The 19,565-nt window shown below is 66.2% G+C and carries 22 protein-coding genes and 1 pseudogene; 10 read left to right on the forward strand and 13 right to left on the reverse strand.

The genetic code is table 11. The features are described from left to right. Position 1: 1 nt before the first annotated feature. From eccA to AWC12_RS10960, 3 genes are read right to left on the reverse strand one after another with little or no spacing between them, the layout of a single operon-like run. The gene (gene eccA / locus AWC12_RS10950; protein WP_085174254.1) at positions 2-1,726 is read right to left on the reverse strand and encodes a type VII secretion AAA-ATPase EccA; all 1,725 of its coding nucleotides are present in this window, start codon (positions 1,724-1,726) and stop codon (positions 2-4) included. Continuing rightward, positions 1,723-2,247, reverse strand: coding sequence for a hypothetical protein (locus AWC12_RS10955; protein WP_085174256.1), 525 nt, complete (start codon positions 2,245-2,247; stop codon positions 1,723-1,725). Before AWC12_RS10955 ends, eccA begins: the two co-directional genes overlap by 4 nt. Before the next feature lie 18 nt (positions 2,248-2,265). Next, positions 2,266-3,123, reverse strand: coding sequence for an ESX secretion-associated protein EspG (locus tag AWC12_RS10960; RefSeq protein WP_085174258.1), 858 nt, complete (start codon positions 3,121-3,123; stop codon positions 2,266-2,268). 438 nt (positions 3,124-3,561) lie between these two features. Here AWC12_RS10960 and AWC12_RS10965 point away from each other — a divergent pair, with 438 nt between their 5' ends. Then, on the forward strand, positions 3,562-4,776 hold the full coding sequence (locus tag AWC12_RS10965) for a MinD/ParA family ATP-binding protein (RefSeq protein ID WP_412093773.1): 1,215 nt from the start codon (positions 3,562-3,564) through the stop codon (positions 4,774-4,776). Between the two features lie 3 nt (positions 4,777-4,779). Here the strand turns inward: AWC12_RS10965 and AWC12_RS10970 are convergent, their stop codons facing one another. Next, a complete protein-coding gene (locus AWC12_RS10970; protein WP_085174260.1) occupies positions 4,780-5,520 on the reverse strand; it encodes a helix-turn-helix domain-containing protein in 741 nt (246 codons plus the stop codon). A gap of 315 nt (positions 5,521-5,835) precedes the next feature. Between AWC12_RS10970 and AWC12_RS10975 the strand changes: the two genes are divergently transcribed. Next, complete coding sequence (locus AWC12_RS10975) at positions 5,836-6,129, forward strand: WhiB family transcriptional regulator (protein ID WP_024448793.1); 294 nt, start codon at positions 5,836-5,838, stop codon at positions 6,127-6,129. Positions 6,130-6,300: 171 nt separating this feature from the next. Here AWC12_RS10975 and AWC12_RS10980 read toward each other — a convergent pair whose 3' ends face one another. Then, complete coding sequence (locus tag AWC12_RS10980) at positions 6,301-7,863, reverse strand: acyl-CoA carboxylase subunit beta (protein ID WP_085174262.1); 1,563 nt, start codon at positions 7,861-7,863, stop codon at positions 6,301-6,303. Then, the gene (locus AWC12_RS10985) at positions 7,856-8,125 is read right to left on the reverse strand and encodes a DivIVA domain-containing protein (RefSeq protein WP_085174264.1); all 270 of its coding nucleotides are present in this window, start codon (positions 8,123-8,125) and stop codon (positions 7,856-7,858) included. The genes AWC12_RS10980 and AWC12_RS10985 overlap by 8 nt, the downstream gene beginning before the upstream one ends. A gap of 83 nt (positions 8,126-8,208) precedes the next feature. On the opposite strand from AWC12_RS10985, the gene AWC12_RS10990 reads away from it, so the two are divergent. The 4 genes and pseudogenes from AWC12_RS10990 to AWC12_RS30565 all read left to right on the forward strand — a co-directional run. Further along, positions 8,209-8,649, forward strand: a complete 441-nt coding sequence (locus AWC12_RS10990) for an EVE domain-containing protein (RefSeq protein ID WP_085174266.1) — start codon at positions 8,209-8,211, stop codon at positions 8,647-8,649. After that, positions 8,646-9,623: a pirin family protein gene (locus tag AWC12_RS10995; RefSeq protein ID WP_085174268.1), complete on the forward strand. Its 978-nt coding sequence runs from the start codon at positions 8,646-8,648 to the stop codon at positions 9,621-9,623. Before AWC12_RS10990 ends, AWC12_RS10995 begins: the two co-directional genes overlap by 4 nt. A gap of 7 nt (positions 9,624-9,630) precedes the next feature. Beyond that, positions 9,631-9,963, forward strand: coding sequence for a GNAT family N-acetyltransferase (locus tag AWC12_RS11000; RefSeq protein WP_024448788.1), 333 nt, complete (start codon positions 9,631-9,633; stop codon positions 9,961-9,963). 15 nt (positions 9,964-9,978) lie between these two features. Next, positions 9,979-10,155: pseudogene (locus tag AWC12_RS30565) on the forward strand (thioesterase family protein); the annotation flags it as partial. 105 nt (positions 10,156-10,260) lie between these two features. On the opposite strand, the gene AWC12_RS11010 reads toward AWC12_RS30565, so the two are convergent. The 5 genes from AWC12_RS11010 to AWC12_RS11030 are packed head-to-tail and all read right to left on the reverse strand — an operon-like array spanning position 10,261 to position 15,961. Further along, positions 10,261-11,022 (reverse strand): SDR family oxidoreductase, encoded by a 762-nt coding sequence (locus AWC12_RS11010; protein WP_085174272.1) that lies wholly within the window; start codon positions 11,020-11,022, stop codon positions 10,261-10,263. A 1-nt stretch (position 11,023) separates the two neighbouring features. Next, positions 11,024-12,382 (reverse strand): aldehyde dehydrogenase family protein, encoded by a 1,359-nt coding sequence (locus AWC12_RS11015; protein ID WP_085174274.1) that lies wholly within the window; start codon positions 12,380-12,382, stop codon positions 11,024-11,026. Beyond that, entirely contained in the window at positions 12,367-13,116 is a 750-nt protein-coding gene (locus AWC12_RS11020; protein ID WP_085174276.1) for a gamma-glutamyl-gamma-aminobutyrate hydrolase family protein, read from the reverse strand. Before AWC12_RS11020 ends, AWC12_RS11015 begins: the two co-directional genes overlap by 16 nt. After that, positions 13,113-14,462, reverse strand: a complete 1,350-nt coding sequence (locus AWC12_RS11025; protein WP_085174277.1) for a glutamine synthetase family protein — start codon at positions 14,460-14,462, stop codon at positions 13,113-13,115. The genes AWC12_RS11020 and AWC12_RS11025 overlap by 4 nt, the downstream gene beginning before the upstream one ends. Then, positions 14,459-15,961 (reverse strand): APC family permease, encoded by a 1,503-nt coding sequence (locus tag AWC12_RS11030; RefSeq protein WP_085174279.1) that lies wholly within the window; start codon positions 15,959-15,961, stop codon positions 14,459-14,461. Before AWC12_RS11030 ends, AWC12_RS11025 begins: the two co-directional genes overlap by 4 nt. A 227-nt stretch (positions 15,962-16,188) precedes the next feature. Here AWC12_RS11030 and AWC12_RS11035 point away from each other — a divergent pair, with 227 nt between their 5' ends. The 3 genes from AWC12_RS11035 to AWC12_RS11045 all read left to right on the forward strand — a co-directional run bounded on the left by AWC12_RS11035 (position 16,189) and on the right by AWC12_RS11045 (position 18,118). Next, complete coding sequence (locus AWC12_RS11035; protein WP_085174281.1) at positions 16,189-16,911, forward strand: FadR/GntR family transcriptional regulator; 723 nt, start codon at positions 16,189-16,191, stop codon at positions 16,909-16,911. A 79-nt stretch (positions 16,912-16,990) separates the two neighbouring features. Beyond that, positions 16,991-17,266 carry an integrase core domain-containing protein gene (locus AWC12_RS11040; protein WP_165762796.1) on the forward strand — a complete coding sequence of 92 codons (276 nt, stop codon included), beginning with the start codon at positions 16,991-16,993 and terminating at the stop codon, positions 17,264-17,266. A gap of 429 nt (positions 17,267-17,695) precedes the next feature. Next, complete coding sequence (locus AWC12_RS11045; protein WP_420087700.1) at positions 17,696-18,118, forward strand: hypothetical protein; 423 nt, start codon at positions 17,696-17,698, stop codon at positions 18,116-18,118. On the opposite strand, the gene AWC12_RS11050 is transcribed toward AWC12_RS11045, so the two are convergent. Beyond that, positions 18,090-18,611, reverse strand: coding sequence for a pyridoxamine 5'-phosphate oxidase family protein (locus AWC12_RS11050; protein ID WP_024448786.1), 522 nt, complete (start codon positions 18,609-18,611; stop codon positions 18,090-18,092). The genes AWC12_RS11045 and AWC12_RS11050 overlap by 29 nt on opposite strands. A 96-nt stretch (positions 18,612-18,707) precedes the next feature. On the opposite strand from AWC12_RS11050, the gene AWC12_RS11055 reads away from it, so the two are divergent. Beyond that, positions 18,708-18,920 carry a DUF3072 domain-containing protein gene (locus tag AWC12_RS11055; RefSeq protein ID WP_085174285.1) on the forward strand — a complete coding sequence of 71 codons (213 nt, stop codon included), beginning with the start codon at positions 18,708-18,710 and terminating at the stop codon, positions 18,918-18,920. Positions 18,921-18,939: 19 nt separating this feature from the next. Here the strand turns inward: AWC12_RS11055 and AWC12_RS11060 are convergent, their stop codons facing one another. Beyond that, on the reverse strand, positions 18,940-19,551 hold the full coding sequence (locus AWC12_RS11060) for a hypothetical protein (protein WP_024448784.1): 612 nt from the start codon (positions 19,549-19,551) through the stop codon (positions 18,940-18,942). Positions 19,552-19,565: the final 14 nt, after the last annotated feature.

Below are 19,565 nucleotides of genomic sequence, written 5' to 3' on the forward strand. Positions count from 1 at the left end.
CTTATCCGCTGATATTCAGTCGTCCGTGCACCGACGCGATCGCCGCCGCCATGTCTTCGCCGCTGATCTCGCTGAGCTGCTCGACGTCGAGATTCTCGAAGTCCAGTGAACGCGCCAGGCGCATGTCACGGGTCTGCTCACCTGCCTCGACCAGCTGTCGCGCGTAGCGGCCGTTGCCTGCGACGTCCAGGGCCGGTTTGCCACTCGAGGTGCTCTGCGTCAACAGTGTCGCCGCTTCCAGAACCTGCTTCGCCGCCTCGTCGCTCAAGCTCGAATCGTTGGCGGCCGCGAGCACCCGGGCGATATCGACGATCTCCTCGGGCGAGTACGAATCGAACTCGATACGCGTCGAGAACCGGGACCGCAGACCGTCATTGGTTTCCAGCAGGCGATCGATGTCATTGCTGTATCCCGCGATGATCACCACGAGCCGGTCGCGGTCGTTCTCCATTCGCGCCAGCAGGGTGTCCAATGCCTCGGTGCCGAATGGGTCGGCGCGGCCGTCGCGCTCCTGCACCAGGGTGTAGGCCTCGTCGATGAACAGCACCCCGTCCATTGCCCGATCGATGGTGCGGGCGGTCTTGACCGCCGACTGTCCTTCGTACTCGGCGACGAAATCCTTCCGGGACGTCTCGATGAGCTTCGGCTCCGCGATGACGCCGAGGCCGGCCAGAATGTTGGCCACCACGCGCGCGATGGTCGTCTTACCGGTGCCGGGGGGACCGGTGAAGATCATGTGCTTCGATGCCTGCGCCACCTTCATCCCCCGCGCCGCGCGCACTTTCGCCATCTGCGTCGCCGCCCGGTAGCGCTCGATCTGCTCCTTGACCCGGGTGAGGCCGATCTGGCGGTCGAGTTCTGCCTGGGCTTCGGCCAACAGCGTCTCACGACCCGTATTGTCGGCTTGTGCGCTGGCCGGATCCCACGGGTCGCGTCGCGACGCGATCTTCTCGGCCGTCGTCGTCTCCAGCCGGTAGGCCGGATCCTTCAGCGCGGCAGCAACTTCCGGTGTCGGATGTGATGCCTGCAGCCATTCGAGCAGGCGGACGGCGGCCTCCTCGTTGCCCAGGGAGCGATACGCCATCGCCGAATACCAAGCGATGGTCCGATTGCACGCCTGTCCGGCGGGTGCTGAATTCGCTTCCACGAGGCGGCGTTCGGCCTCGGTGAACAACCCGAGGTTGGCTGCGGCGACGCCGTGCGCCACCAGTGCGGCACCGGCCAGGAACTTGTCCGGCCAGGTGTTGGCGGCGGATCGCACCTCGTCGATGACGTCGGTCCAGCGCTGCGCCGCGGCGAAGACGACGGCCTTCACCCAGGACACCAGGTGTTCGGCACCGGCAGCGGGCGCGGCATCGAGGGCTTCGATCGCGTCGGTGTAGTTGCCGACACCGGCCTCACTGACGGCGAAGCCCAGGGTTATCGCCAGGGGCGAGTTCACCGGATAGGTGATGTCGCCGAACATCCCGCCGATGGGCACTCGTGCACCGAGGCTGTTCATCGACATCTCGGCGGCGCTGGCGAGTTGGCCGAAGTTGTTGCGGGAGTACCACGCCCGGAACATCGTGACCCGGTCGGTGTCACCGCATCGAATCCTGCCGACCCAGGCGTCGCAGGCGGATTCGTCGTAGTCGGTGATCTCGGTGAACAACTCCAGCGACCGCGTCTGTGAGGTGGGCAGCAAGCCCACCGCGGTGCCGAAGACACTTGCCAAATGTTCCGTCATTCCTCACCTGCGTAGCGGTTCGCGAACAGCTCGGCACGGGCCGCCTGAGCCTGTTCCGGGGTGGGCAGATCCAGATCCCGGTTCAAGAAGTCCCGGGTGGCCACGGTGTCATGGCCTTGTTCTCGCATGCCCTCGAGCATGAAGGTGTACTGGGCGGACCTCGCATCCTGAGTAGCCAGGCCGGCGATGACGACAATCTCTTCGGCCAGCATCGACTCCGTCAGCGAAACTGCGTGCGGGGCAAGATCTATCTGATGCACGCGACCGTCCATGTACGTCGTCACGGTCACCGTGCCCGGCGGATTGGTCACCGTGAACATCGGCATCGCCGCGTCATCTTCGGCACCGAGGTCGATCGCCAGTGCCGCCGGCCCGGGTTCACGGTCGTCCTCGTGCGAGTAGTCGCCGAGAATCAGCCCCAGATCGGTTTCGCCCTCGTCGGCACCGACCGCGCTGTAGTCCAGCGCAGCCAAGTCGTCATGATCCCCGTCGTCGCGGGGATCGTGCGGAGGGTTGGCCACCGTAGTCGTTCGCCTTTCTCAGTCCGGCACGGAGTTGTCGCCAGCAGCGGCGTCGACATGGTCGAACCACGACTTCGAGGGGAGGAACTCCATCAAGCTGTCGAGTACACGCTTCAGGTTTTCGTCGGTACCGGGAAGGAAGCTGCCGTAGAGCTCGTTACCAACCCGGCGCGGAAGCGAGACGATCCGGCCATGGCTGGAGTCGAGCACTCCCGCCCCGACACCGGCCTCTGCGTACGTGCCGCCGGTCCTCCGCTCGTTGGCGGTGATCTCCACCCAGCTGTCGGGCGTCGCGATGGCTTCGGCGTAGATCTTCGCCGACGACGTCGGTTGCCCGTATGCGGCGAGTTGCTCGACGGTCCGCGTCTCGGCCAATTTCGACACGATGCCGGTCAGCGGTTCCACGTTGGCCGGCGTCGCGCTGCCCAGGACGACATTCACCATGGCGGCGAGACCGACCTGCGGAGCCACCCGCTGAAGCACCAGCATCTCTTCATCCCGTGCGGCGACGACATGACGCTCCCCCTTGCGGCACACCACGAAGCGCACCATCTTGCCATCGTGGTCGCGGCGCCACCACCGGCAGTCCAGGGTTCGATCGGGCCGACTCAGCGCATCGACCATGGCCGCGACCTCGGGGTGCGGGTCCCCGTGCGCGGTCAGAACGCCTTGAGAAGTCAAGTCGCGGGCCACCTGGTCCCAGACGATCTTGCGTTGATCCTCGTAGGGGATGTTGGGAAGAATCCCCAGCGACAGCGGGAAGTCGACCAAATGAAGCCGGTCGGCGATCACCAGCATTCCGTCGATCGTCACCTCAACGCCCACCACATCGTCGTAGTGGGTCGGCTCGGCGTCACCGAAGACTGGGCTCGCCATCAGCGCACGAACCGACCCATGTGGCGCCGTGTCTGCCCGACACCGTCGATACGCGCGGCCGCATTGCCTTTGCCAGACCCCGTGGAGTTGCCAAGCATAACCATGTGTCGCACCCCTTCCAACGGGAGCCTACCAGCGGGAATTGAGTGCTCATGACACCAATTCGTCACCCTCCGGTGGCGCTCCGACAAAGTTCCATTTCCTCTCCAGTTATCGCCTAAACATCATCAGAGTGCTTCGTCAGAGTGATAGCAAACACGGCTGCCCGGCTTCGCGCGGGCCAGACGCGATCGCCACGCACCACGATCTGCCACCCGCCGGGAAGTCTGTAACGTCCGGGCCCGCCCGCTGCACCGTCTCATGAGGTCGTTTGCTGGTCCTCCCATGCCGCTAGCCTTGCCTGGAACAGCACGTACCGAAGCGTGAAGGAGACGGGTGGTGACCGACCGCGACGAGACCGTACGTGACAACGAGCCTGTGACCGACCAGTCCCCGGCGTTGCCTCCGCCACCGGAAACGCGGGCGATGTTCCGTCCACCCGCGGCTCCCGGGCACCGCTACGCGGAATGGGGCGACACCCAGCAGCAGGGTTGGTCGGCACCGACCCGGCCGGTACCTCCCCACCCCGCCCCCGCTCATCCGTCTCCTCCTCCGAGCAGTCCAACCTGGCCGGGGCCGACGCAGCACCCGCAGGCGCAGCCGCCGCCGGCGTCCTATGCCGAACGCATCCGTTCCGATCAGCTCGTCCCGACCCGCAGGGCCGTTCCCGGTCACGGATGGCGAGCTGTCCTCCACAAGGCGACTTTCGGTCTGGTGAATCTCGGACCGTCTCCGGAGGAGCGCAGGCTCGCCGAACTTGAGGCCGTCATCCGTGGACCTCTGCGCGGGCGGTTCAAGATCGGCGTGATGGGTAAGGGCGGGGTCGGCAAAACCACCGTGTCAGCGTGTATCGGCTCGCTCCTGGCCGAACTGCGCCCGGACGACCGCGTCGTCGCCATCGACGCCGACACCGCCTTCGGCAAGCTCGGCAGCCGCGTGGACCCGGCCGCTCAGGGTTCGTTCTGGGAGCTCGCCGCAGACCGGCACCTGGAAACGTTCGCAGACGTCCGTAACCGGCTGGGGCACAACGCCGCCGGCTTGTTCGTCCTTGCCGGCGAAGCAACACCGGCGCGCCGGCGGGTGCTCGACCCGGCGATCTACCGCGAAGCCGCGGCCCGCCTCGACCGTCACTTCTCTATCGTGGTGACCGACTGCAGTTCCACGATGGACTCACCGGTGACCCAGGAGGTTCTTCGCGATCTGGATGCGCTCGTAGTGGTGTCCTCACCGTGGGTGGACGGCGCCGCCGCGGCTGGGCAGACCCTCGACTGGCTGGCCGCGCGGGGCATGACGACACTGCTTGAGCGCACCATCGTCGTTCTCAACGACTCCGACGGCCATGCCGACAAGCGCACCAGAAGTGTTCTCGCCCAGCAGTTCTCAGGGCACGGCCAACCGGTGGTCGAGATCCCGTTCGACGGCAGCCTGCGGCCGGGCGGCGTCATCACCGGGACGGCCCAGATGTCGCGGGCGGCGCGGCGCAAGCTCGTCGAAGTGGCCGCAGCGCTGGCCGGATTCTTCCCCCACGACGAGCGCCCACGCGCCCGTCCCTGAGGCTCACTCGATCTGGACGACCAAACCCTCGATGGCCTCGACCTCGGCATCCGAGACGGGCTGGCCCGCTTCCGCCTGCCGGATTGCGTCCTCGGAAACACCCGCTGCCTGAGCGGTTTCGAGAACCGTGAGGTTTGCGCCCCGCCGGGCGGCATATAGGCGCTGCCCCAGCGACGCGTCCGGCGCGGCCGCGGCGCGCAGCATCAGGTCGTCATAGAGACTGCGGACAGTGCTGAGCGCCTTGATCAGAGCGGGGGTGACCCGTCCGATCCGGGCGGCGCGCGAGGCGACCGCCTCCAGTTGTCGCAGATCTGCGAGGATCGCAGTCGTCCGCGTCATGAACGCCGGGTCGTCGATGGGCGGCAGGGTGTCGGCCGTTGAACCGAGAGCGCCGACCGCGGTGATCACCGCCTGGGCGATAAGCGACGCCTCGTCGTTGTTCGTCGTCGGCGCTGCCGCCGGGGCGGGCTTGCTGCTCGGCACAGGTTCGCCGTTGCGCAGCCGCGCGATGGTGCCCGGAGGCCACTGCAGGATCTTCTCCAGACGGGACCTGGTCCGCTCGCGAGGCCAGCTTCTGCCCTTCTCGAAGGCGATGAGTGCGCCGGCGTTGATGATGCCCTCGGCGGCGAGGCTGCGCTGACTGATGTCGAGCTCGCGACGGCGGGCCGCTGCGGCCGCACCCGCCCGACGCATGCCGGCGTCCGGCGCCCCGGTCGACGCGTCGACCGGTTCAGCGTTCGTCATCTCTACCGGAATCCCTCATGCGGTGTGGCCAGGCGAGCGCCGGTTGAAGCGCCGCAACACGACCAAGCTACATCACTTCGCTGGTCTATACCGTAACAACGCGATGGAAATTTCGCACTAATCCGTAGCAGTGCACGGACCGCCACAGGTGAAGTGAAAGGCCAGTTCAAACTGCATGCGGCCTCGAAGTCGTTGCGCTCGAATTGCTGGCCGGGTTCAAGACCGAAGCACAAACTGTTGCACTGCTACGGTTTGTTGGTTACGTTGTGCGTCATCGCGGCGAGAGCGCCGCCGGCATAGGTAAGGAGCACACCGATGAACGCAAAGTCCTGGGATGAGACGCCGGTCGGCGAGTGCACGCGCGACCCCGAACGCTGGACCACGACCGCCGACGACGAGGCCAAGGCGATCTGCCGTTCGTGCCCGCGCAGGTGGTTGTGCGCCCGGGAAGCCTACGAATCGCCGCGCGCTGAGGGCCTGTGGGCAGGGATCTACGTTCCCGAAGCGGGCCGCGGTCGCACCTTCGCGTTGCGCCAGCTCAAGTCACTGGCCGAACAGAACGGTTACCCGGTCGGTGAGCGCCGGGTGTACTACGCCGACATTGCCTGACCCAGCGCCGTCCGCCGCCGGTCGGGGGGTCGGCGGCGGACGAGCCCCGGAATAGTTCGCACGCGGTGTCGGTTACATGATTCGTCGGTGCCGGGCATGCCCCGGGCCCCAACCCACAGTCGCTTCGAGCGACCACTTGCCGAGAGGCGCAGGCGGCACCGACCCGAACACTCACCAAGTGTCGATGAACCGGCTCCCCACGGGAGCCGGTTTTTTCGTGGCCATCAGAGTCGATGCGATGACCGACCGCGTTTCCGCCGGATCGATCACGTCGTCGATCTCGAAGAGCATCGCGGCGTTGAGCGCCTTGGCGTTCTCCTGAGCCGCCGCGGTGGCGATCCGCACACGCTCCTCCCGCTGCTGCTCGTCGGCGATCGCGTCCAGCTCTTTGCGCATGCCCAGCCTGACGGCCCCTTCGAGGCCCATTGGTCCGAGATGCGCACCCGGCCAGGCCACCGTCAACACCGGCTCGTGCAGGCTGCCGCCCGCCATCGCCTGAGCGCCGAGACCGTAGCCGCGGCGCAGGATCACCGCGATCAGCGGTGTGCGAAGTGCTGCCCCTGCCACCAACATTCGTGACGCCCGGCGTACCAGAGATTCTGCTTCGGCAGCGGGTCCCACCATGTATCCGGGGCAGTCGATCAGCGAGACCACGGGCAGCCCGAAGGCATCGCACAGCTGAAGGAAGCGGGCTGCCTTGTCGGATGCGGCGGCCGTGATGGCCCCCGCGGTGAAGCGCGTGTCATTGGCGATCACGCCCACGGGTCGTCCCTTGATCCGGGCCAGAGCGGTCACCATTTCCCGCGCGAACCGCGGGCGCAGGAACGTCACCGATCCCTCGTCGGCCAGGGTTTCGATGACCGGCGCGACGTCGTAGGCGCGGCGCGCTCGCTCGGGCACCGCTGTACGTAGCGCCGTTTGGTCTCCGACGGTCCATTGGTCGATCGAGCCCTGGAAGTAGCCGATGAGGCGTTTGGTCGCCGCCACCGCCTCGGCTTCGTCGGCCACGACGACGTCGACGTTGCCGTTGGGCTCCTGCATCGACATCGGGCCAACGTCGTCAGGGGGCACGTCACCGAGGCCGCCGCCGGCGATCATCGCGGGTCCGCCCATGCCGAGTGAGGCGTCCCCGGTGGCGACGATCAGATCGGAAGCGCCTGCGATGACGGCGTTTCCGGCGAAGCAGCGGCCTTTGACCACAGCGATCCGCGGCACGAGGCCGGAAAGTTTGGCCCAGAGAGCGAACGCCCGGGTATCAAGTGACGACACGACGGGATAGTCCGTGTCGCCCGGTCTGCCGCCGCCGCCTTCAGCGAAGAACACTGTGGGCAACCTCATCCGCTCGATGAGTTCGAAGAGCCGGTCCTTCTTGCGGTGGCCGAGTCCACCCTGGGTGCCGGCGAGCACCGTGTAGTCGTAGGACAGCACCGCGCAGGCTGCGGCCTCGGCGCCGAACAGCTCGCCGTTGATTCGGGCGGTGCCCGCGATCAGCCCGTCCGCGGGGGTTCGGGCGATCAGGTCGTCGATGTCGCGGCGGGCGCGCTGCGGGGCGACGGTGAATCGCCCGTACTCGACGAACGATCCGGGGTCGACGAGGTCGTCGACATTCTCGCGGGCCGTGCGACCGCCGGCGGCATGCCTGCGGGCGACGGCGTCGGGCCGCGCGGCGTCCTCGGTCAGACCGCGGCGGCGCAGCAGCTCGGCCAGATCCCCGCGGATCTGGTACTCAGGCATCGAGTTCGACGATCGCCGCGGCAATCTCGTCGAGGAGGGCATCCACCTGGGTTTCGTCGTAGCCGCGCTTTCCGAACGGCGGCTTGTTGAACCGGACACTGCGGACGTCGTCGGCGGTGAGATGGCCTCGCCCGTCGAGGCGGCGTGCGCACAACGCGACGAAGTCGAGCACTGCTTTTTCGTTGTAGCCGCGTTTCCCGAGCGGCGGCTTTTCGAAGGTGAAGTTCCGCAGGTAGTCGGCCGTGACGGCGCCGTCGCTCATGGCGACAGACTAGTGCGCGAGTTATCCACAGGGCCGCCGGTTCACGGCTGTGGCTTGTCGGGCGCCGGGCATAGCGTTCGGGTATGACGAACTGGATCAACACAGTCAGCCGCGATCACGTCGAGCGTGGCGTTCGCGGCCGCTTCACACAGGCCAACCACGGCAAGCCCCACATGCTGCGCAAAATGGCGCGGGGCGACTGGATTGTCTTCTACTCGCCCAAGACGGTGTACCCCGATGGTCCGCCTCTGCAGGCGTTCACCGCGATCGGCCAGGTCGCCGACGACGAGCCCTATCAGGCGGACGTGTCGCCGGATTTCCAGCCGTGGCGGCGCAACGTCGACTTCCTCTACTGCGCGGAGACCCCGATCCGGCCTCTGCTCGACGACCTCGACTTCATCGAAGACAAGGCGCGGTGGGGATACAAATTCCGCTTCGGGGTCTTCAAGATCTCCGACGACGACCTCGACGTCATCCGTTCGGCAATGGTGCGGCCGGTCGAGGGGTCTAGTCTGGGTGCATGAGTAACACGGATGCCGCGCCGGTCGAAGTCGATTGTGCGGCATCGCGATTCGCTGCCAATCTGGATGGTGTGCTGCACCCCCGCGAGGTCCCGCTCGGCGGGCCGCGGGCGATCCGGGTGCGGCGCACCCTCCCGCAGCGGGAGCGCTCCCTGATCGGCGCCTGGTGTTTTGCCGACCACTACGGGCCCCATGATGTGCGCGCCGGCTCGGGCATGGATGTGCCTCCGCACCCGCACACCGGTCTGCAGACAGTCAGTTGGCTGTTCAGCGGGGAGATCGAACACCGCGACAGCGCGGGCGTGCACGCGATGGTGCGTCCTGGCGAGCTGAACCTGATGACGGCGGGCGCCGGCATCTGCCATTCCGAAGTGTCCACCGCGGCGACGACGCTGTTGCACGGTGTCCAGCTGTGGGTCGCACTACCGGACGCCGACCGTGACACCGACAGGGACTTCGCGCATTTCGCACCGCCACTGCGCACCGTGGGCGCCGCGGCGGTCCGGGTGTTTCTCGGCGAACTCGATACCGGTCGGTCACCGGTCCACACGTTCACCCCGCTGCTGGGCGCCCAAGTCGATCTCGACGCCCGTGCCGAGGTGGTGTTGGATGTCGACACGGGATTCGAGCACGGGGTCCTGGTCGACAGCGGTGATGTCGCGGCGTGCGAATCCACCTTGCAGCCAGGCGATCTCGGCTATCAGGGCACCGGGTACGGGCAGCTCACCATCACCAACCGCGGTGATGCACCGGCACGGGTGGTGCTCCTCGGCGGCACGCCGTTCGGCGAGGATTTGGTGATGTGGTGGAACTTCGTGGGCCGCAGCCACAGCGACATCGTGGGTTACCGCGAGCAGTGGCAGCAGGAAGACGAGCGGTTCGGTTCCGTCGACGGCTACCGCGGCGCCGTCGCGCGGTTGCCTGCGCCACCTCTTCCGAATGCGACGCTGCGTCCGCGGTCCAACCCCGGGGTATAGAGAAGTCATGACCACCGACAAAACCGGCGCGCCTACTGACGTCATTGCCGAATCCGACCGCTTCAGCATCTCCGTCGACGGGCAGAAGGTCGGGTTCACCGAGTTCATCGACGTGGGTGATCAGCGAATATTTCCGCACACCGAAGTCGACGACGCGTTCGGTGGACGCGGCTTGGCAACCATTCTGATCAAAGAAGCGCTCGACAAGACCCGCGCCGAGGGGATGCGCATCGTGGCTGTCTGCTCGATGGTCGCGGCCTTCATCGACAAGCATCCCGACTACGCCGACGCGGTCGACCCACTCACAACCGATCTGAAAAGAGTCCTGGCCCGCCGCTGAGCTATCGTCGCCGCGGTGAGCGCCCGGTGTTTCTTCGTGCCCGACTCCCCTGGCGGTAAGGAATTCGTCCCGACCGACTGGGCGCGCGGCCCGTGGGGAGCCACGATCAGCGGCAACTACGTCGGCGGCCTGCTCGGTCACGTCATCGAGCGCGATGCCTCTCCGCGGTTGGCGACAAGCAACCTCGAGATCATCAGGGCTGCCTTTTCTCGGCGGCGTCCGGACGCTGACGAATGACAGCGTCGACCCAGCTCCAACCCAGATGGGCCGGACCGGGAGTGGTACGGGGCGATGAGGTCAGGGGGCGGGGACGGGATCGCCTTCGGCCGTGACATAGGCGGCGGTGATGCCGCCGTCGACGCGGAACTCGGTGCCGTTGACGTAGGACGAGGCGTCGCTGGCGAGGAAGACCGCTGCCTCAGCGATCTCCTTGGCTTGCGCGAAGCGACCGTAGGGGACGTGAATGAGGCGGCGCGCCTTTTGATCCGGGCTGAAGAGGGTGTCTAGCAGCGGAGTTTCGACGGGGCCGGGGCTGATGGCGTTGATCTTTACGCCCTTCTTCGCGAACTCGACCGCGATCTCACGGGTCAGCGACAGCACTGCACCCTTGGAGGCGGTGTAGGCGATCTGGGAGGCCGCCGAACCCATGGACGCCACCAGAGACGCGGTGTTGACGACGGAGCCGCCGCCGTTGCGGATGAGGTGGCGCAGACCGTGTTTGCAGCAGAGGAACACGCTCAGCGTGTTGACCTTCAGCAGGCGGTTGAACACCTCGACTTCGGTCTCCAGGACCGAGCCGTCTTCGGGCAGCGCAATACCGGCGTTGTTGAACAGCACGTCGATGCGGCCGTACTTCTCTGCGACGGTGTTGTAGAGCGCCTTGACCTCGGGCTCGTTGGTGAGATCGGCGGTCAGGAACAGATCGGCCGCCGGAGCCTCGCCCTGGATGTCGACCGCGACGACGGTGGCGCCTTCGCGCTTAAACGCCTCCACCGAGGCGCGTCCGATGGATCCCGACGCGCCGGTAATAACGGCGACCTTCTTGTCCAAATACTGCATGTCAGCCTCCGGTGCTGAAGAAAACGTTCTTGACTTCGGTGTATGCGGCCAAGGCGTCCGGTCCCAGCTCGCGCCCGAGACCGGATTGCTTAAAACCTCCGAACGGGGTGGTGATTCGGACGGAGCTGTATGAGTTGACGGCCAACGCACCGGCCTGCAGACCGCGCGCCACCCGCATCGACCGCGCTGCGTCAGTGGTCCACACCGACCCGGCCAAGCCGTAGGCGGTGTCATTGGCACGGTGCAGCGCTTCCTCCTCATTGTCGAAGACCAGCACCGACACGACGGGGCCGAAGATCTCCTCCCTGGCTGCGCGGTGCGCATCCTCGATCGGGTGCAGCACCGTCGGTGCGAACCAGTAGCCCGGCCCGCTCGGCGCCGTTCCCTGGAACAGCACCGGGGCGTCGCCGAGATAGTCGCTCACACGGTCGCGCTGGGTGGCCGAGATCAGCGGACCCATCTCGGTGGCCTCGTCGAGTGGATCGCCGACGGCGATTCCGGTGACGACCTTCTCGAGGCGCTCCAAGAAGTCGTCTAACACGTTGCGCTGCACAAGGACTCGGGACCGTGCGCAGCAGTCCTGACCGGCGTTACCGAACACGCCGCCGGCCAGGCCCTCTGCTGCGGCGTCGAGATCGGCATCGGCGAAGATGATCGCCGCAGACTTGCCGCCCAGTTCCAGGGTGACCCGTTTGATGGTGTCGGCGGCGCGTCGGGCGATATCCTTGCCGACCGCGGTCGATCCGGTGAAGGCGATCTTGCCGATGCCGGGGTGATCGACCAGCTGCCGACCGATGGTCGTGCCGGTGCCGTTGACGACGTTGAGCAGTCCCTCGGGCAGTCCGGCGTCAGTGGCGATGCGAGCCAATTCCAGCGAGGTAAGCGGCGTCAGCTCCGACGGTTTGAGGACGACGGCATTGCCTGCGGCCAGCGCGGGGGCGACCTTCCAGCTGGCGATCGACAAGGGGAAATTCCACGGGGTGATGAGCCCGACCACCCCGATCGGTTCCAGGAACGTCATGTCCACGCCCCCGGCGACCGGGATGGTCTGCCCGAGAAGGCGTTCCGGGGCTGCGGAGTAGTAGCGGAAGGTGGCGGCGGCTCCGCCGACGGCGCCGCGGGCATCGCCGATGGGCATGCCGACGTTGCGGCTCTCCATCCGCGCCAGCGTCTCGGTTTCGGCGTCGACGGCGGCCGCGATCGCCGCCAACACACCAGCGCGGTACTGCGGTGATTCCGCGGCCCAGGCCCGTTGGGCGGTGTGCGCGCGGTCGATGATGCGGTCGAGTTCGGCGGCGCTGGTCTCCTCCACGGAGTCCAGGACGGCCTCGGTGGCCGGCTCGATCAGTTTGATGGCCACAGGTGTTCCCTTCTGCTCGCCGCAGCGGCGGCTACGAAGTCGGTCAGAGCGTGTTCGAGTTCCACGGCTTCGGGGTGCCACTGCACGCCCAGGACGTAGCGGCAGCCCCGCCATTCCAGGGCCTCGGGTAGGTCGTCGGGCAGCGACCGCGCGGTCACCGATGCGCCGTCGCCGATGCGGGCGATGCCCTGGTGATGGTGGGAGTTGACATGCGAGGTGCCCGCCCCGGTGATCGACGCGGCCAGGGTGCCAGGGGTGACGACGACGTCGTGGTAGGTCGGGTGGTCGAGGCGGCCGGGGCTGCGGCGGTGCTCCTCGTAGCCCTCGTCGAGCAGGTGCTGGTGCAGCGTGCCGCCCGCGGCAACGTTGAGGATCTGCAGGCCGCGGCAGATCCCCAGCACGGGCAGGTCCATCGCCAACGCCTCAGCGGCCAAGGCGATCTCGAAGGCGTCGCGGGCGGGGGCGGTGCCCTCGGTGCGGTCGGTCTTGGTCTGACCGTAGGTGCCCGGTTCCAGGTCCGCGCCGCCGATCAGCAGCAGCCCGTCGATGCGGTCCAGCAGCAACCGGGGGTCGGCGACCACCGAGGGGTCGGGGATCAGCCCGATCGCCAGGCCGCCGGCCTCGCGCACCTTGTTGAGGTAGGTCGATGAGACGATCGCCGCGGGTTGATTCCAGAAGCTCCACGCCGCGTTCTCATAGGCGGCGCAGATGCCGATGATGGGTGGCGTCCTCATAGCCGTTCGTAGCCTCGCTTTCGTTCCCAGTCGGTGATCGCCGAGTTGAACTCGGCCAGTTCGATTTCCGCGGCGTGCAGATAGTGTTCAATCACGTCGTCGCCGAACGCCTCGCGGGCGGTGGTGCTGCCCCGCAGGCTGGTGATGGCGTCGGCGAGCGTCAGTGGGATGCGTTCGTGATCGGCTGAGTAAGCGTCGTGCTCCTCGGCGGGTGGGAGCGCAAGCTGGTTGTCGATGCCGTGCAGGCCCGCGGCAATGGTCGCCGCCAGCACCAGATAGGGGTTGACGTCGCCGCCGCCGACCCGGTTCTCGATGCGGGTGGCCGGGCCCTTACCGAGCACCCTTAAGGCACAGGAGCGGTTGTCGTGACCCCATGCGATTGCCGTGGGTGCGAACGAGCGGCTGGCGAAACGCTTGTAGGAATTGATGTTCGGAGCGAAGAAGAGCGTGAACTCATTTAGACATGCCAGCTGGCCGGCGACGAAGTGGTCGAATAGCTCAGGCTGCTGCTCAAAGACGGCGTTGCCGTCCTGGTCCTGCAGTGACATGTGCACGTGGCACGAGTTTCCCTCGCGGTTGTCCCACTTGGCCATGAACGTCGCACTAACGTCGTGGCGCAGTGCGATCTCCTTGACCGCATGTTTGAACAGGACGTGCGCGTCGGCCGAGGCCATGGCCTCGTCGTACTTGAGGTTGATCTCGTGCTGACCGTAGTTGGCCTCGCCCTTGGCCGTTTCGACGAATAGCCCGCTGTCCTCCAGCGCGCGGCAGATGTCGGTGATCAGCGGGTCGGCCTGGGTAAGGCCGAACAGCGAGTAGTCGACGTTGTAGCGGTTGATCGGAGTCAGGTTGACGTACCCGGCGTTCCACGCCTGCTCGTAGGTCTCCTGATGGGCAATGAACTCCAGCTCGGTGGCCGCGTTGGAGGTCCAGCCGCGCTCGGCGAGGCGGTCGAGTTGGCGCTGCAGCACCTGGCGCGGGGATTGCACCACCGGGGTGCCGTCCGACCATGCGGCGTCGGCGAAACACACCGCGGTACCTTCGCGCCATGCCAGCACGCGAAGGGTGCTCAGGTCCGGGTTGAGGGTGAAGTCCCCGTGTCCCTTGTCCCAGCCGGCGATGTCGTAACCGGCCTGCGGGTTCATCTCGACGTCCACCGACAGCAGGTAGTCGCACGCTCCGGCGCCGTGGTCGGCGACCTCGTGGACGAAGTACCGTCCCGAGCAGCGCTTGCCCTGCAGCCGGCCCTGCATGTCGACGAAACCGAGCAGGACCGTGTGGATTTCGCCGGACTCGACGCGCTCGCGCAGTTCCTCCAGGGTGGGAGTGGCGCTCGCGGGGGTCATTTGGCGGACCCGTGGCTGGTGGGGGCGTCGATCGAGTCGGTGACCTGAGCGAACGCCGCGTAGATTTCGGGGCGCTGCGACTTGAAGTAGAACGACAATCCGATGCCCAGTAGGAACACCAGTACAGCGACGCCCGGCAGGATCAGGTTCAGGACTCCGGTGCGTCCGGTGATGACTGAGACGTTGGAGACCGCTGCGTAGGTGACCAGGATGAGACCGATCGCACCCATGGCGGGGGCGATGAAGGCTCGCCAGATGTCCACGCCGCGACGGTTCTTGGCGAAGAACGCGATGACTGCGATGGCGGTCAGCGCCTGCAGAGCCAGGATGCCGTAGATACCCGGCGTCGTTGTGGGCACGTAGAAGTCCAGGAACGGATCGGCGCCCAGCAGTACGAACGGCAGCACCACGATGACGGCGACCACCGACTGAAACACCGAGGACACCCACGGCGACTTGTGGTGGGGATGGATTCGAGCGAACACCTTCGGAAGAACCCGTTCACGGGCCAGGGAGAACTGGTAGCGCGCGACGGCGTTGTGGAACGCCAGGAGCACCGCCAGCAGGCTGGTGAGAATAAAGACCTCCATGGCGATGCGCGCCCAGTGTCCGACGTAGGTTTCTGCGGCGATGAAGTACATGTTGGTGGGATCGTCGGTGGCGACGGTGACCGCTTCGGCCGCCCCGAATCCGTCGACGACCGCCCAGACCACGAAGGCGTAGAACAGTGCAAGGAAGGCCACGGCGATGTAGGTGGCGCGCGGCACCGTGCGGGCGGGGTCCTTGGCCTCCTCGCTGAAGACAGCGGTGGCTTCGAAGCCGATGAAGGACAGGAACGTGAAGGCGAACATCGCGCCCGCGCCAGAGCTGACCAACTCGGTCGGCGACAGCGGTTCGAGGCTCAGCCCGTCCGGCCCGCCACCCTGGAGGACGATCGCCACCGCGACGATGGCCAGGATCGCGACCTCGGCGGCCAACGCGACCGCGAGCACGTTGGCGTTGACCGAGATGTTGCGGATACCCAACACCGTCACGATGATGACCGCCGCGAGAACCAGCACCGGCCAGGGAATCTCGACGCCGGTGAAGTCGGCGATCGTGGTCTTGGCAAAGACCGCGAACGCTCCGTAGAGGGAAATCTGTATCGAGTTGTAGGACAGCACCGCCAGGAACGCCGACCCCATGCCGACGTGCCGGCCCAGGCCGCGCGAGATGTAGACGTAGAAGGCGCCCGCGTTGCGGATGAACATCGTCATGGCAGTGAATCCGGCAGCGAACAGCGCCAGGATGATTCCAGCGACGACGAAAGCGCCGGCGGCACCGATCCCCCCGAAGGCGACGGCGATCGGACTGTTCGTGGCCAGCGCGGTTAGCGGCGCAGCCGCCGCGACGACGAAGAACACCAGGTGCCAGGTATTGATGACACCCGAAGCCAGTTTGGACTCGCCGACGCTTGGCTCCGGGGACGACGCAACGGCGTCGGAGATCTTCTCGGTCATGGCCGGCTCATCTCTAGCGCAATCTGCACGGCAGGCTCCCTCGGCTGAATGGGCGGGAAAGGCGCAATCGTTACGCCATCACCACGTGTTGGTTCAATGGTGCATATATCGGACCATTAGGCAGGATCGAAGTCAAGCGCGCATGAAGGCGCAAGCCACATCGAAAGCCGGTCCGTCGCCGCGCTGAATGTTCGCCAATCGGACCATTGACGATTAACCTGGCCGTCATGGCGCAAGTCGGACTCGAGCTAGCGCCTCTGCACGTCCCCCCGGCCTACGAACACGTCGCGAACCGATTGCGCCGTGCCATCTGGCTCGGCGAACTCATTCCCGGTGAACGATTGCCCTCCGAACGCGCCTTGGCCGAGGGCCTCGAGGTGTCCCGCCTGACCATTCGCGAGGCGCTACGCACCCTGCAAGGCGAAGGACTCATCACCATCCGCCGCGGCGCCAGCGGAGGCGCGACGATCGCGCTCTCGGAGCCGAGTGCTGAGCAACGGCACCGTTTGCTCGTCGAAGCCCGTGACCACATGCGCGATGTCCACGAAGTGCGTCAAGCAATCGAACCCATGGCCGCCCGGCTCGCCGCAGAACGAATCACCGACGGTCAGTTGGCTGCACTGCGCGCGCATCAAGACGAAATCTTTACAACCACTGGCGTCTCATCATTCCGTCGAACCGACTCCGCATTTCACATGACGATCGCCCAGGCGAGTGGAAACCCGCTACTGGCCAAAGCCGTCGAAGACGCCAGGTCCGCACTGTTCGTGATGTTCGATACCTCCAACTTCGAGGTTCTCAAAGCCAGTTCGGGAAAAGCTCATCAAAAGATCCTCGACGCTATTGCCGTAGGCAACGGCGATGAGGCCGCCACGTTGATGTCGGTGCACCTGGCCGAGGCGTGGGCCGAGATCGAGGCAGTCATCGACTCCACGCCGGGGTACGACTGACCCGGCCCAATCCCGCATGCTCCGATCCCCAAATCTCAGGGTGTTGCTTCGACCGGTTGAACCAGTTCAGTACCTATCGATGGCCTATACCGACCGGGTGGCCGAACTCGGGATCGCTCCCTCGGTCGGGCCGCGTGGCGATAGTTATGACAACGGCCTCGCCGAAGCGGTCAACGCCGCCTACAAGAGCGAGTTCAGCAACCGCGGCAAGCCGTGGCGATACATCGACGACGTCGAACTCTCGACCGCCGAATGGGTGTCCTGGTACAACCGGGAAAACACCTGCACGAGGCCCCCGGCTACGTTCCACCAGCCGAGAACGAGGCCGCCCTCACCAGCGCCTCACAACCCGTGAGCCGGCCAACCCCGGCCCTCGCAACAAAGTAGGAACAAACCTGGGGTAGTCCACATCGTGAATCGCGCTGGTTTGCCCGGAGACTCCGCGATTTCCAACGCGATTCACCGGACAGCCCGACCGCCACCCTGGTCATCGAAGCCTCCGGATCAGCCGCCGGTCTAGCGTCCACCTTCACCTAGGCCGGACGCGCCGGACGCGCCGGACGCGTCCCTAATCTCGGGATCTGCGCCGACGCGACCGCCACCGCACCCATCAGTCTCATACAAGCCCAAGCCCTCACCATCTACGGCACCACCGGCTCCAGCGACATCTGGCCCGACGCCCTCACCTTCATGCAACGTCGTCGCATCCGGCTCGACGACGTCACCACCGCGACCTACCCACTCGCGAAAGTCCCCGAGGCTCTCGCCAGCACCAACGACCCCAGTGCCCGACGACGTCGTGACGCTTGTCGGGACCTACGGCAAGGACGGCGACACCCCGAGCTTGGGGCTCGGCGCATGGGCACATCACGGGCCGAAGTTCATCTGGGCGTGCGACCTCGCTCCGATGGTGGACGGCGTGGAGCTCACACCGTTCACCCGTGCGGCGATGGCCGGGGATATGGCCAGCTCGCTGACCCACTTCGGGGCGGACGGACTGCCCTTCATCAACGCCGATTACACGCTCACCCTCAGCCGCCTGCCGGAGGGGGCCTACCTCGGCCTTGCCACGCTGACACACCACAGCCACGACGGGATCGCCACCGGCACCGCGGTGGTCGCCGACGCCTCGGGACCGATCGGAACAGCCACGGCGACCGCGCTGTCGAACCCTGGGTTCAGTCCGCCGAGGGTTCCGCTCGGTTGAGGAACTGAGCGGTGCTGCCGGCAAGTGGCATGCCCTGCATCCCGAGCTTGCGGTGATCCCAGCTGCGCATCCGCGAGGGCACCACGCGCACCGAGATGCGGTTGTTCATCATCTGGTCCACGAACGGCTTCATCTCGTCGGTGTAGGGACCCGTGTAGCGCTCCCACACACTGATTCCGACGCGCAGGTTGGTTTCCGGGTCGTCGATGATCTCGGCGTGCCCGTCGATCGACACCCCGCGCAGCGTGTCGTAGGTGAGGCCGTCCTCGATCATGACCGTCACGGTCGGATCGCGGCGAAGGTTGACGGCCTTCTGCGACTTCGCCTTCGTCTCGAACCAGATCTCCCCGTCGAGGACGGCGTACCACATGGCCACCAGGTGCGGCCGGCCGCTCGGCAGCACGGTGGCCATGGTCGCGGTGCGGCTGCGTTCGATGAACTCGGCGATCTCGCCGTCTGACATCACGATCTTCGCGCGTTCGTTTTTGCCCACGGGTCGATACTGGCAGGGTGCGGTCGGCATCTTGACGCGGGCTGGTCTTTCCCGGTGACGTGTTTCGAACATATATGCGATGGGCATCCAGAGGCCATGAGCGACAACACCACCCAAGCACCGCAGGAAAACGCCGAGAAGGATCCCTCTGACTGGGTCACCGGAGACGAACCGATGACCGGACCGCAGCGCAGTTACCTCCAGACTCTGGCGCAGGAGGCCGACGTCGAGGTACCCAACGATGTGACCAAGGCCCGTGCATCCGAGCTGATCGACGAATTGCAGCAGAAGACCGGGCGCGGCCAATGACCGCGAATCCCATTGTCTGTCAGTAGAAGTTGACCGGCGGCAGCGGCCGGATGCCACCTCCGCTGTTGCCGCCGGAGAAGCGCGCAGGCCCCTGGTGAGGCTTCGTCAGCGTCAGCGTGCCGATGGCACGAAAGCGGCCGACCGGTGGGCTGATAACGAAGCCCAACTCATCGCCGGCGCCGAACCGCACGTCGGGCCCCGCGGTGGGTGTTTTCACCCCGAACAGCACCGGCTGGAGTCCGGCCAAATACAGCCACAGTGAGGAGTACAGCGGTGCCACCGGGTTAGCAGGCAGCACGGCATGGTGAAGAGGCGCCCCGTCACCGGACGACGCGAGCAAGAAGTCCTGATCGCTACCGGTCCCGTACGCGTCCGGAATCTTCACCAGCAACCACCGCGGTTCGGTCCCGGCGCGTTCGGGCCCTGCCTGCACCACGGCTTGATGCGACGAACCGGGTTCGAGCAGGGAGACTCCATCCGGAACATCGGCGTCACCGTCGATCGTCAGGACCGCGTCGAACGTCTCGGCATCGGTGGGGGCGACGGAGTCCACCTGGCCGATGACGGCGGCGATAGTCGCTCGGACCGCGCGGGACCCTGCTGACAAAGTGCCTGCGTCTGCGATTCGCATGCCCGACTATCTAC

This window comes from Mycolicibacterium iranicum (assembly GCF_002101705.1).
GTDB lineage: Bacteria > Actinomycetota > Actinomycetes > Mycobacteriales > Mycobacteriaceae > Mycobacterium > Mycobacterium iranicum.

Coding starts and splice junctions, on each gene's coding strand:
- eccA (WP_085174254.1), bottom strand. CDS start 1,726: ATGACGGAACATTTGGCAAGTGTCTTCGGCACCGCGGTGGGCTTGCTG.
- AWC12_RS10960 (WP_085174258.1), bottom strand. CDS start 3,123: ATGGCGAGCCCAGTCTTCGGTGACGCCGAGCCGACCCACTACGACGAT.
- AWC12_RS10970 (WP_085174260.1), bottom strand. CDS start 5,520: ATGACGAACGCTGAACCGGTCGACGCGTCGACCGGGGCGCCGGACGCC.
- AWC12_RS10975 (WP_024448793.1), top strand. CDS start 5,836: ATGAACGCAAAGTCCTGGGATGAGACGCCGGTCGGCGAGTGCACGCGC.
- AWC12_RS10980 (WP_085174262.1), bottom strand. CDS start 7,863: ATGCCTGAGTACCAGATCCGCGGGGATCTGGCCGAGCTGCTGCGCCGC.
- AWC12_RS10985 (WP_085174264.1), bottom strand. CDS start 8,125: ATGAGCGACGGCGCCGTCACGGCCGACTACCTGCGGAACTTCACCTTC.
- AWC12_RS10990 (WP_085174266.1), top strand. CDS start 8,209: ATGACGAACTGGATCAACACAGTCAGCCGCGATCACGTCGAGCGTGGC.
- AWC12_RS10995 (WP_085174268.1), top strand. CDS start 8,646: ATGAGTAACACGGATGCCGCGCCGGTCGAAGTCGATTGTGCGGCATCG.
- AWC12_RS11000 (WP_024448788.1), top strand. CDS start 9,631: ATGACCACCGACAAAACCGGCGCGCCTACTGACGTCATTGCCGAATCC.
- AWC12_RS11010 (WP_085174272.1), bottom strand. CDS start 11,022: ATGCAGTATTTGGACAAGAAGGTCGCCGTTATTACCGGCGCGTCGGGA.
- AWC12_RS11020 (WP_085174276.1), bottom strand. CDS start 13,116: ATGAGGACGCCACCCATCATCGGCATCTGCGCCGCCTATGAGAACGCG.
- AWC12_RS11025 (WP_085174277.1), bottom strand. CDS start 14,462: ATGACCCCCGCGAGCGCCACTCCCACCCTGGAGGAACTGCGCGAGCGC.
- AWC12_RS11030 (WP_085174279.1), bottom strand. CDS start 15,961: ATGACCGAGAAGATCTCCGACGCCGTTGCGTCGTCCCCGGAGCCAAGC.
- AWC12_RS11035 (WP_085174281.1), top strand. CDS start 16,189: ATGGCGCAAGTCGGACTCGAGCTAGCGCCTCTGCACGTCCCCCCGGCC.
- AWC12_RS11040 (WP_165762796.1), top strand. CDS start 16,991: ATGGCCTATACCGACCGGGTGGCCGAACTCGGGATCGCTCCCTCGGTC.
- AWC12_RS11055 (WP_085174285.1), top strand. CDS start 18,708: ATGAGCGACAACACCACCCAAGCACCGCAGGAAAACGCCGAGAAGGAT.
- AWC12_RS11060 (WP_024448784.1), bottom strand. CDS start 19,551: ATGCGAATCGCAGACGCAGGCACTTTGTCAGCAGGGTCCCGCGCGGTC.